This window comes from Paraburkholderia humisilvae, from assembly GCF_902859855.1.
GTDB lineage: Bacteria > Pseudomonadota > Gammaproteobacteria > Burkholderiales > Burkholderiaceae > Paraburkholderia > Paraburkholderia humisilvae.
Genome location: NZ_CADIKH010000019.1, coordinates 12,845 through 24,947, shown reverse-complemented (window position 1 = coordinate 24,947; position 12,103 = coordinate 12,845). Strand labels below are relative to the sequence as shown.

Sequence of the window (12,103 nt, the reverse complement as noted above, 5' to 3'; positions counted from 1 at the left end):
GGTCAGGTGTGCTCTTCTTCCCTTGGCGCCTGCTGCAGTTGCGGCTGATCCTTGACCCAACGCCAGAACAGCTTGTACCCGACCGCGAGCATCACCGGACCGATAAAAAGCCCGATCACGCCGCCTGAAACCATGCCGCCAAGCGCGCCGATCAGCACGACGGGCATCGGCACCGCTACGCCGCGCCCCAGCAGCAGCGGCTTGAGCACGTTGTCTGCCAGCCCGGCGATAAACACATAGACCGAGAAAATAATGGTCGCCACGCTGACGCCTTCGGTCACGATCACAAAGACGATGACGGGAACGGTAATCAGCGTCGCGGGGAGCTGCATGATGCCGATCAGCAGCACCGCGAGCGCGAGCAGGCCCGCGCCAGGAACGCCCATCACCACGAAGGCAATACCGATTAGCAGCATCTGAATGAACGCGATACCGACCACGCCTTGCGCGACCGCGCGAATGGTAGCCGTGCATAGATCGGCGATCTGCGTACCGTTCTCCGGACCGGAGATGCGCGAGGCGATCTGAACCGCGCTCTGATGGCCCTTCTCGCCATGAGCCATCAGAATGCCCGCGACAATCAACGCGACAAAGAACACCAGCAGCCCGGCGCCCAGCCCCGTGACCATGCCAAGCAAGGTGAGGCCGGCTTCCTTGAGTTGCGGCGCAAACTTGTGGGCAAGACCGGTGAGATCGGTTGAAGCCTGCTGCCAGAAGTCGTACACGCGCTGGCCGACCAGCGGCCAGCTGGCCACCGATTCGGCAGGCGGCGGAATGCGGAAGCTCCCGCTCCTGACAATCGTCATCGCGCGCTCGATCGACTCGGCAACCGCGACGCCTAACAGATAAGTCGGCAACAGAATAACGGCGAACGCGACCAGCACGATTAACGTCGCGATCACGCCATCCCGGTTGCCGAACGCGCGCCGGAGTCTGACCTGAAGCGGATAGAGCGTGATCGCGAGGATCACCGCCCACGCCATCAGGTCGAGAAAAGGAACGAAGACCCGAAAGCAGAACACGGCCAGCACAGCGACAAGGCCGGCGCGGATCAGCACATCGAGCAGCTCTCTGGACAACACCCGTTGGGTAGTCGGCGTGGGTAGCATCGATCGTCTCCTCGCGGATCGCCGCGCGGATATCGCGACGGCAACCTGGCTCCGCAAGGACCCGGGCGGCGTTCAGCATAAAACCACCGATGGCTCCTCGCGCAATCCGGCGGAAACATCGCCGGAACTCGTACTACGAGAAACTTTTCGTCAACGATGCGTGGTTCCTTTTCGAGGCCGGACAGCAGGAACACTCAGGCAATACCCGCAGCCGCCCGATGGAACCGCTGGGATGAACTCGCCAGTCTGAGTCTAGGACACCGGTCAAAAAGGACAATAGCGGCGGTGCCGGATTTCGATCTGCGTAAAATCGCATTAACAGACTGCTGAAAACGCAATGGCGGGTCGATTTCATGCACTGCACATCATCGCCGCCAAATAATACGGATACCAAACTAATCTGCGATCGGTTCAGTGCGCCCCATCACTCGCCAGCCTGAACACCCGCACCGCATCTTCGAGCGCGCGCGCCTGTTCATCCATGCTGGCAGCCGCGGCCGCCGCCTGCTCGACGACCGCGACGTTCTGCTGGGTCATCTCATCCATCTGCCCGATGGCGCGGTTAACCTCGCTGATGCCCGTGCTCTGCTCGTTGCTCGCGCGCGTGATCTCGCCCATCAGCGACACCACATTGCCGACGGCCGTGACGATTTCAGCCATATTCCGGCCCGCCGCGTCGACCAGCTCACCGCCTGCATCGACGTTGCCAACCGAGTCGGAGATCAGTGTGCCGATCTCTTTCGCGGCGGTCGCGCTCCGTTGCGCGAGACTGCGCACCTCGGCCGCGACGACCGCGAAACCGCGGCCCTGCTCACCCGCGCGCGCGGCTTCGACAGCCGCATTCAAGGCGAGGATATTGGTCTGAAACGCAATCGCGTCGATCACGCTGATGATATCGACAATTTTGTGCGAGCTGCCGCGAATCAACGACATCGTGCTAACCACATCGTTCACCACGGTCCCGCCTTTGACGGCAAGATCGGAGACCGACGCGACGTGTTCATGAGCATGATTCGCATGTTCGGCATTGGCGCGGACCATCGTGGTCAATTGATCCATCGCCGACGCGGTCTGCTCGAGCGAGCCGGCCTGCGCCTCGGTGCGCGACGACAGATCCGCATTGCCCGCTGCGATTTCGCGCGCGGCCATCGCGATCGTATCGGACGCGCGCCGCACATTGTCGACGACACCGGCCAGGCCCACGCTAATGCCGTTGATCGCCTGCATCAACTGCCCCAGATCGTCGCGCCGGTTGACATGCACCTGCGCGGTCAGGTCGCCGGCCGCCAGTCTTTCCGCGGCGGCCTTCGCTTCGCGCAATTGCGTGCCCAGGCCGCGCCGGGTCGTCGCGAAGATCAGCGCGCTGACGAGCAGCCCGCCGAGCAACGCGCCGCCGCTCAGCCACGCTTGCTGAAGCGGGCTGAGCGCGCGCACGGGGTTCGCGCCATCGGCAAGCACCACCGTGTGCAGCAGCCACGCATAGACAAGCAGAACTGCCGTCGTCACGGCAAAGGCCTGCCACGCAAGTTTGGCCCCGATCGACAAGGTCCACGCTTCGCTGACATCGAGGCCGACATACAGCGCACCGATGACGTGACCGGCGCTATCCCGGATCGGCTCGTACTGCGTCATGTATTGCTTGCCGAATAGCGTTGCATACCCTGTATAGGACTGACCGTCGCGCAGCAGCCGCCACGCGGGATGCGAGCGATCGAGCTGCGTGCCCACGGCACGCTCGCCGTTCTGTTTTTTGACCGACGTCGTGACGCGCACGAAGTCTGCGCCATTTACGACGAACAGCGTGGCAGTCGACCGGGTGGCGCGAGTAAAACCGTCGACCGCGCTGTAATTGAGGTTGAGCAGCGCATTGCCGCTTAGCAGCCGCGGGGTCATGATACCGAGGATATCGATACCGTTTGATTCATCGCGTACAAACGGAGCGGGAAAATACCCGGCAAGCGTTTTCGCGTGACGGCCCACCTGGACTCTAAGCGGCAACAGAGGGTTCATGGCTTTTGTTATGGAGACCTGTTGACTGGGTTAGCAAACCAAAATGAATCAGACTCCCCGGCGCACGCTATTAGAAAGAAAATTGCATGAAATGGCAATTGTGGTTTAAATCTAGATTCCACTCGCAAACGGTTGCTTTAAGTTGCTTCAGGTTGCGTTAGCAACGCACTACCTGCCCGAATCCAGCCGGATTGATCAACGCGCCGGCATCGACGCCAAAGCCGACTGTGCGCGCTGCAGCCATTCGCGGTTATGGTCTCGCGCGTGGCGCGGCCAGTATTTGGCGTCGTGCACGATATCCGCATACAGACTGCGAGCCCGGTCGTGGTCCGCCTGATCCCCTTGTTTAGCGAGCCAGTCGGCAAACAGACACCGGGGCGCCGCGTCGCCCGCGCACTTGAGCGCGGCCTCGAAAGCCGCGCGCGTATCGGCCGAGCCCAGCGCCGCGAGCGTGCGCGCGTGGAGCAGCGCCGGTTCGCCCTGATTGCGCGCCTGTGGATTCGCGTTAAAGAGGCGCGTCAAGGTCGCGCTGGCCGCCGCATGCTGGGCCACGGCAAATTGCGCCTGAGCCAAACCGAGCAACAGGCCGGGATCGTCGGCAAACGGGCCATTGGCCGCCGCCTGATAATGTTCGAGCGCTTCGCCGGGCCGGCCGGCGGCCAGCAATGCGGCGCCCAGGCGCATCCTGTGCTGAACCGTCGGCGCGCGATCGAATTCCGCGTGTGCCTCGCGCAACGCGCGATCAGGGTCGACCAGTTGGGCAATCGCCCGCGATGCGGCGTACCCGCTACGCGACTGGCGAAAACCCGGCAACAGCACGGCAAAGAAATAAACCACGCTGCCGAGCAGCGGAAAAAAGAAAAGTATAAAAAGCCAGTAAATATTTTGCCGCGTATGGACCGCGTGCACGGCGAGGCAGATCGCGATGATGACGTGTAGACCGATTCCGAAATAGGACATGGAAATTGAACTTTCGAGCACGCCAACAATCGGCTGAGCCCGCTCATTGTGATGGGACGAGCGCCATTTTACTGCGTCGGCCGGGGTAGCCAGTATTGGATTGCCACGATGCCCTTTCAGCCTTCGTGGAACTATGCGGTCCGAATCAATTTATTTCCGGCCGGCCGGGCGGACTACACGATGACCTTCAGACTCGTATAGATCAACCGCGCGCCGATCACCAGCAGGATCGCGCAAGAGAATTGATGGAACAGCGCCGCGTTCAGCCGACGGTTGAACCGGAAGCCTGCAAAAGTGCCAAGCAATGCAATCGGTGTCAGCAGAAGGCTCGTGAGCAAAGTCGTGTGGGTAAACAAGCCGAGCATCGAAAAGCTCATCAGCTTCGTGAGATTGACCGCCGCGAAGAAGGCCGCGGTGGTTCCCGCAAAACTGCTGTTACTCAACCTGAACGGCAACAGATACATCGTCAGTGCCGGTTCGCCGGCGTTGGCCATAAAGCTGGTGAAGCCGGATGTGGCGCCCCAGAACAGGCACGAAGCCGGCCGCACACGAGGCACCGGTTCGTCGCGAGGCGCCGTTTCCGGCGCGGCGCGATGCGGTCTGCGCCAGCGGCGCCGGACAAAGTCGACGGAGATGACCCCAACGGCAAGACGTAACCACGCTTCATCGAGATGATGGAGTGCCAGCGTGCCGAGACCGATGCCGACAAACGCGGCGGGGATCGCAAGCCGCAGCAACGGCCAACTCCATTTGCCACGGTATTGCCAAAGCGCGATGAGATCGGTGACGCACAGCACCGGCAGCAGAATCGTCACCACCTCAGGCACCGGCAGGTAAAGCGCCATCAACGGGACCGTCACCACGCCCAGACCCAGCCCAAAGCCGCCCTTCGAAAAACTGGTGAGCAGCAGTGCAGGTACGCTCAATACGTAAAACCAGACATTGTTCACGACGAAAGCACTCAACATCAGATCACGCTGCCATCAGTTCGGCATAACCCGCGAGCCGACATACTACGACAGCCGCCCCTCAAATGCGAATGATTGTTATTGGCATATATTACGGGCAGATCAGCCTTGCGGATGCGCCGCATTCGCCGCATGCGTCGCGATGCGCAAGGTTGCCGCCTTCGCTCAACGCGTCGTCTGTTCGCGGCCATTTCGTCGTTGACGGCAATCTTGTGACTATTCCCGGAGGCCCGGCACACGGGGCCGTGGCGTGGTCGCTTGCAGGCCGGTTACACAGCCCATACCATTAGCCCGGACAATTTCAGGCCATTCATCGTGCGTACTATCCAGATCCTGCTCCAAACGACCATCCCGCCTGCCGACAACGACTGGTCAATTGCGCGCTTCAGCCGCTTGACCGAATTGCTGCGCACTCATCGGGATGATGACGAACGCGTGACATTCAACGTCGTCGCTCGCGATCGCGATCCGCTCGGCCAGCCCGACTCGATTCTTTCCCGCCTCGATGAAACCGAATTCGACGAACTGTGGCTGTTTGCGGTCGATGAGGGAAACGGTCTCGCCCCCGAGGACTGCGCCGGCATCACACGATTCCGGCAATCGGGTCGTGGCCTGCTCGTGACGCGGGACCATATGGATCTGGGCTGTTCGTTGTGCACGTTGGGCGGAGTGGGCAAGGCGCACCATTTCCATACGCGCAACCTGCACCCGGACGAATCGACACGCGTGGCGGACGACCCTTACACAACCGACATCTCGTGGCCCAATTTCCACTCGGGCGCAAATGGCGATTTTCAGGAAGTCACGATCGTCGGACCGACCCACCCTGTATTAGCGAGTCCCGACTCTCCCGCCGGCGCCATCCGGTTCCTGCCCGCCCATCCGCACGAAGGCGCCGTTACCGCTCCGGAAGATGAACCCGCTCGCGTGATCGCAAGGGGCACAAGCAAAGCGACCGGCAAGCGCTTCAACCTTGCGGTCGCTTTCGAACCCTCACCCGCAGGCGGCCCGGCCGTCGCGCAAAGCACCTTCCACCACTTCGCGGACTACAACTGGGACACGCGGCTTGGCTGTCCAAGCTTTGTCAGCGAGCTTCCGGGCAATGGAATGCAGACTGAGCAGCAAGCGCTGCGGGACACCCAGCGTTATGCGGTCAACGTCGCGCTCTGGCTAGCCGGGGAAATCTGAAGTTCCTCACCGCCTGCCACGTGGCCGCAGCGGAACTAGCGCCGCGTCTAACGGCGGTAACGCATCTTTTGCATTGCGCCCTCCCATTGTTCGGCGCTAAGCCGCCCTTGCGCGTTTAACCGCTCGCCAAGGCGCGTGATTTCGTCTTCGGCCTCACGCATCGCGGCGGCGCTCGTATGCACCGACGAGTGGCTCTCGACGATATCGTGGGGACTCAATGGCGCGGAACCGAGAATGAAACCGCAATCGCTGCGGGCAACGACATCGACGCTCGCATGCGATCGCTCAAATACGACCAGTTCGCCATGGTCGACGCGCTCGCCGACGGCGAACGAGCCCGCGCAGGCAACCATCCACAACACGTTGTGACCCTCAGGCGGGTCGTAGCGCCAGTTGTCGCCTTCGCGCAATTCGACGTGCAAACAGGTCACCGCCACAGGCACATGCGATGCACTTTCAGTCCCATTGAAGCGGCCTAGCAAAACCCTTGCAGCGCCTTCCACCGGCGTCTGCCTCGCATCGAGAAACGCTTCGGCCGGCGGCGCGAGCTCGTGCTGAGGCGGCAACGCGAGCCACATCAGATAGCCGCACGTCGATCCGGTCGTATTGACCGGGCCGCCATGCCAGACGCCGCGTCCGGCCATTAGCAGTTCCACTGACCCGCGCTGCAGCATTTTGGGCTTGCCCTTGCTGTCGAACGAGCTCAGCGTGCCCTCGACAATCACCGCCAGCGACGCGATGCCTGAATGCGGATGCATTGGGTAGTAAAACGAAGCAGTTTCGGGAACGGCATAACGCGCCAGCATCACAAAGGGCTTGAGTAACCGGCCGAGGTCCGAAGGGCTGACGAACTGCGTGACCGGTCCATTCGTTCGGCCTCTTGTGCGCGTGATAATCCTGCGGCGTGTCGTTTGCAATGGGTTGAGCGAGTCGGGTATCGCGGTCATAACATCTCCGGTTGATCGGTAGCACGGTGTGGCCGTATGGGTGTCATCACTCATCCTCGTAGTTCCAGCGACAAACCAGCCCTACGCCATCCACCCTGACCCATCTTGCCCGCATTCGCCTTGCGTGCGACGTCGCGGGCTCTGGCGTGTGCTGTGCGTCAATCGGCTCCGCTGCGGCAAGTCGCATGAACGCCGGTATCGACCGTAACGTGGCGTGTGTGGAAACGGGATGGTCCGTGCCGCGCAGGTTGATGATCAAAACACGACCGTTGAACGCGGCCGACGTCATTCGCTTTCCCATACTCACCTCTGTCATCGAACGAGGCTGGCGCCCTGCAACCGATTGCCGGCCACATACCGTCATTACGAGCTGCAAGTCTTGCCGGATCGCGCAGCATCGCGCTGCTGACGATGCACGATATTCGGACAAGGCGACGTATCGCCGAATCGATGATGATCATCATCGACCGGACGGATTCACCGGTGCGCACAGCAACGCTGATGGGACAAACGGCGCACTTGCTTTCATAACAAGCGGCGCAATATGGCTATTCCGAATCTTTGGATAAGCTAAGTTTTCTGATTGGATTCTTTGCCGGCAGAAATCGGACCTGTTCCAAAGCTGATCTGACGGGCACGCGGTGTGCGGGAGGGCGAAAGAGGCAAAAGCGGCGCAAGGAACGCTGACAATCCGATCAGCGAGCGAGATCTTCGCCGCTGGTGGGGTCCACGTTCAACCCGGTGGTCGCCATCGCCTTCGGCGAAACGCCAAAGCGCTGCCGGAATGCGCGGCTAAAGTGAGCTGCATTCACAAAGCCGCATCGGAATGCGACTTCCTTGATCGGCATCCGGCGTCCGCTGCGTCTTGTCAGCAACTCGGCAGCGAGTTCAAGCCGATGACACAGCACATAGCGCATCAACGAATGACCGTCTGCGCGAAACAGCCGATGAAGATGAGCCTGGGATGTACCGATAGCGGACGCGATGAGCGCGACGCTCAGCTCCATATTGCCGATGTTCTGCGAAATGAACCGCTTCGCGCGAAGCAGCGTCGCACTGCTGCTTCGCTGACGGCCAGGCCCGTGCGGATCGTCGATGATCACACTGAAGATGTCGAGCAGATGTTCGCCTTGCCGCCGACGCAACTCGAGACTCGTGCGGCCATGCTGCCGACCGACCAGCGACACGGTCTCGCTGACCGCGCGGACATCCGGCTCCGTCATATCCGGCGTCATCAGCCCGAGCCGCCGTTCGCGAAAACCGCTGCGTTCCGCGAGAATCTTGCGCGGCACCCTAAGCACGATCGCTTCCGAATGCTGGCCAAAGTGCTGCACGTGCGGCGCGTCGAGGTCGATCAATAACATGCTTTCCGCGCCCACGTTATGGATCTCGCCATTCGCTTCGATCGTCACATCACCCGATTTGATGACCGCGAGATACACGAATCGATCGTTATAGGCCGAGTCAGGCGTCAGCGACAGGTCGCCCACTTCGAGCAGCATCAGGCCGAGCGGCCCGAGGCTCCAGTGATGCACGACCGAGTCTCCCGCCCCACCGGGGCCGAACTCGACGAGCATGCCGTCGACCTGAAACGCGCGTTGATGTCGCCGATCAACGGATTCACCATGAATACGGATACCGCCTGCTTCAATGGGCTCAGTGTCCATCTGCTTCCTGGAACAGGGCGGGGTACTGGTATCGGGCATTCGATCGGTCAAAAGATACAGCACGCCTGAATATGACACGCACAGACAAATGCGCTGCGACGATCAGGCAAATCAGCTTCGCTTGCGCAACATACATCTGCAATGCAGTCGACGGCCGCAGACTAGCGGTCATGCACATAGGCTGTCAATGCATAAACCATTGCCGCTAGCTCATAGGTGACGTATCGATAGTTGCGGCAAAGACTTTTAAGAGTGCACGCGCAGAAACGCCCGATCACGCGCAAACGGAAAATCGTCCGCATACGTCGATGCGATAGCGTGTAATGCAAATGTTTTTGACTGAACAACGCCGCGAATTGACTATCGCGCAGCCGGTGGTCTGCCCGATAGACCAATATGAGCAGCACTTCGCATACCGCATCCCATCACAGCAGCGTTTTGTTTGTAAGCTCAGCGAGCGTTATCTGTCTGCCAGTCACACGCCGAACTGCTTTGCCAGATCGGCAAGATCCGTCGCAACCCAATCCCACTTCCCTTCTGGCTTCAAATCAATCGTCTGCGCCGGCCCATGTTCGTGGGGCCGCGCAATGAAGGCCGTCCTGAGCCCGCACTTCTGCGCCGCCGCGAGATCGCTATTGTGAGCCGCGACCATGCAAACGCTGTCCGGCGCCAACGCAAGCACCTGCGCGGTCCGCAAATACGCGTCAGGCATGGGCTTATAGGCCTGCGCGACCTCCGCGCCAAGAATCGCATCCCAGGGCAAGCCGCCGTGCTTCGCCATATCGATCATCAGCCTGATATTGCCGTTGGACAGCGGTGCGATGATGTACCGCGATTTCAGCCGGGTGAGCCCCTCAACCGTATCCGGCCACGGATCGAGCCGATGCCATGCGAGATTGAGCTCATCCAGTTCCGGCGCCGGCACACGCCGGGTATCGATTCCAAACACCGGCAGCACCTGCTCGAGATTCTCGCGGTGCAATACATCGAGTTTGACAAACGGCCGCTCGCCTTTTCGAATCTTCTCCATCGCCGGTTGATAAAGCCCACGCCACGCGTCGGCGAACGCGTCAGCTTCGTGCGCGCCGCGACCCTGTCCTTGAAGAAAATGCGCCGCGTCGCGCGCCACCCCACTTCGCCAATCGACGAGCGTGCCGAAAACATCGAATACAAAAGCCTTCACGTCGTTCATTTGCCACTCCTGCAGATCGTCGCATCGTAACTGGGCGTCGCGACGTTATGTGTTTCCCAACGGCAAGCGCGTAAAACCATCCCGCCCCCACTCATCCGAACCAACCCCCTGGTGAACGAAGAAGAGACCGTCCGGATCATATTTCCGCTTCACTTCGCGAAGCATCGGATAATGCTCGCCCCAGTATGCGCGCGGCCAGTCTTGCTGAAAGAAGCTGCTTTCCGACACATAGGCGCCCGCTTGCGGCGCGACAATGCGCAACGATTGCGCCGCTGCGCGGATGCTCGTCGCCGCATTGCGCGCAGCCGTGGCATCGACTGTCGCGCCCGGCATTCCTGAAAACGCCGGCGGCCCTTCGCCTGCGATGATGGCCAGAGCGAACGCATTCAAGACGTCGGGGTTCATCGCGGTCTCGCGCGCGGCCAGACGGGCTTCTTCCGGCGCGCCGGCCAGGCCCTTGTTGAAATGCAGCGACACACTCCACTGCCGGCTGCTTTCAAATAGCGCGTCCGACAGCGACGCGCGCGCTGACCGATCCAGTAGCGATGCAGGCAACCACATCGACTCATATCCATAGAGAAACTGACCGGCCTCCCCTTCGTTCGAAGCCCAAAACACATTGTCTTGCTCCGCACCGGATCGACTGTCCGCGATCATCACACCCGGCGCGTTCTTCATGATGAACGCCGGGTCCCAAAGGTGACGCGCGGGAATCGCGAGAATGCGAATCGGCTCGATCATCGTGAAATCGTTGGCCGATCCGCCAACCGAATCGAGGAACGGCTTCCAGATGCGCGTGGCCTCCGCGCGATCGAGGCCCTGAAACAGCATTGAAATACGCAACGTCGCATCGGGGCGCATCGAAACCGTCTCGCCCCAGTGTTCGTTCAACAGGTTGTCCGCATAGAACGCGAGAAAGCTGTCGATCAAGCGCCGAAACGCCGCAGGCGACGCGGCGCGGATCGCGGTCGATACAACCCCAACGGTCTCCGGCAACGGGTGCGTCTTGAGCGTGACGCTCGTCACGACGCCGAAACTGCCGCCGCCCCCTCCCTTGAGCGCCCAGAACAGGTCCGGGTCAGTACGGGCGTTGACCACCCGTTCGATGCCATCGGCTGTCACGACCTGCGCTTCCAGCAGTGAGCCGGCCGCCGTGCCGAATTTCTTTGAGAAACTGCCGAATCCGCCGCTCTGCACCAACCCCGCGACGCCGACTGTCGCGCAGCCGCCGCCTTGCACATAGCGGCCGCCTCGCGTCGTGACGGCGTCGTAGACGTGCATCCAGATTTCGCCCGCCGCCACCGTGACCGCGGGTTGCGGCGGCACGTCGCCCACGCAGTCCAATGGAACGAATGCGTCGTACATGCGAATGCCGCGCATGCGCCGCGTCCAGATCAGAAGCGAGTCAGCGGCATTCGAGGTGCCCTGGTAGCTATGGCCGCCGCCCTTGATCACCAGCCTGAGCCGATGCGCGCGGGCAAATTTGACCGCTTCCGCGGCATCGTTCGATTGCTCGGCCGCCACCGCATACACGCTCGGCGTTGAAGTCCATGCGTCGATCCAGCCGGACGTTTGCGTTAAAGCGGGTTCGTCGCCGAGGAAGTACGGGTTTTTGAGCTGCTTGACGAGGCTACGGCAGGCTGCATCGCGCGGTGCGTTCCGGCATGCGTCGAGTGGCGATGCCACCTCGAGCAGACGTCCCCCCACCTTTTCATTGAGCGCGGCCCACTCGGTTCGGGATGGCCAGTCCGGATCCGCCATGCGCACTCTTCGCGATGTTCCGGGAAATGACGCGTCCGGCTCCTGCCCGGCAGCCAGCGATCCAAAGCGCGACATATAGCCGGTTGCTGCGATACCTATCGCGGCATTGATCAGTGTTCTGCGCTTCAATGAAGCCATATGCCAATGTCTCCATGATGCTGTTCTGTTGACCCGATGAACGACAACCTCTGAGCATCGCTGACCTGAAAGCACAAAAACAATATCTGAAAGCCGGCCTGCTTTCCACCGCTGCATCGCATACGTGCAATGTGGAATAAGCGATGCCGTTCAACTGTCATCA

At 61.0% G+C, this 12,103-nt stretch carries 9 protein-coding genes; 1 reads left to right on the top strand and 8 read right to left on the bottom strand.

What is annotated here, in order from left to right; genetic code table 11:
- Window positions 1-2: 2 nt before the first annotated feature.
- The 4 genes from HV796_RS20585 to HV796_RS20570 form a co-directional block, all read right to left on the bottom strand.
- A complete protein-coding gene (locus HV796_RS20585) occupies window positions 3-1,109 on the bottom strand; it encodes an AI-2E family transporter (protein WP_175228354.1) in 1,107 nt (368 codons plus the stop codon).
- Between the two features lie 411 nt (window positions 1,110-1,520).
- A complete protein-coding gene (locus tag HV796_RS20580; protein WP_175228353.1) occupies window positions 1,521-3,119 on the bottom strand; it encodes a methyl-accepting chemotaxis protein in 1,599 nt (532 codons plus the stop codon).
- 195 nt (window positions 3,120-3,314) lie between these two features.
- On the bottom strand, window positions 3,315-4,079 hold the full coding sequence (locus HV796_RS20575; protein ID WP_175228352.1) for a tetratricopeptide repeat protein: 765 nt from the start codon (window positions 4,077-4,079) through the stop codon (window positions 3,315-3,317).
- A gap of 173 nt (window positions 4,080-4,252) precedes the next feature.
- Entirely contained in the window at window positions 4,253-5,047 is a 795-nt protein-coding gene (locus tag HV796_RS20570; protein WP_175228351.1) for a sulfite exporter TauE/SafE family protein, read from the bottom strand.
- Between the two features lie 315 nt (window positions 5,048-5,362).
- Between HV796_RS20570 and HV796_RS20565 the strand changes: the two genes are divergently transcribed.
- Window positions 5,363-6,235: a hypothetical protein gene (locus tag HV796_RS20565; RefSeq protein ID WP_175228350.1), complete on the top strand. Its 873-nt coding sequence runs from the start codon at window positions 5,363-5,365 to the stop codon at window positions 6,233-6,235.
- 47 nt (window positions 6,236-6,282) lie between these two features.
- Here the strand turns inward: HV796_RS20565 and HV796_RS20560 are convergent, their stop codons facing one another.
- The 4 genes from HV796_RS20560 to HV796_RS20545 form a co-directional block, all read right to left on the bottom strand.
- Window positions 6,283-7,182, bottom strand: coding sequence for a pirin family protein (locus HV796_RS20560; RefSeq protein WP_175228349.1), 900 nt, complete (start codon window positions 7,180-7,182; stop codon window positions 6,283-6,285).
- Between the two features lie 695 nt (window positions 7,183-7,877).
- Window positions 7,878-8,849, bottom strand: coding sequence for a helix-turn-helix domain-containing protein (locus HV796_RS20555; RefSeq protein ID WP_175228348.1), 972 nt, complete (start codon window positions 8,847-8,849; stop codon window positions 7,878-7,880).
- Between the two features lie 475 nt (window positions 8,850-9,324).
- On the bottom strand, window positions 9,325-10,041 hold the full coding sequence (locus HV796_RS20550; protein ID WP_175228347.1) for a haloacid dehalogenase type II: 717 nt from the start codon (window positions 10,039-10,041) through the stop codon (window positions 9,325-9,327).
- A gap of 45 nt (window positions 10,042-10,086) precedes the next feature.
- Window positions 10,087-11,940 carry an FAD-binding oxidoreductase gene (locus HV796_RS20545; RefSeq protein ID WP_175228346.1) on the bottom strand — a complete coding sequence of 618 codons (1,854 nt, stop codon included), beginning with the start codon at window positions 11,938-11,940 and terminating at the stop codon, window positions 10,087-10,089.
- Window positions 11,941-12,103 lie beyond the last annotated feature (163 nt).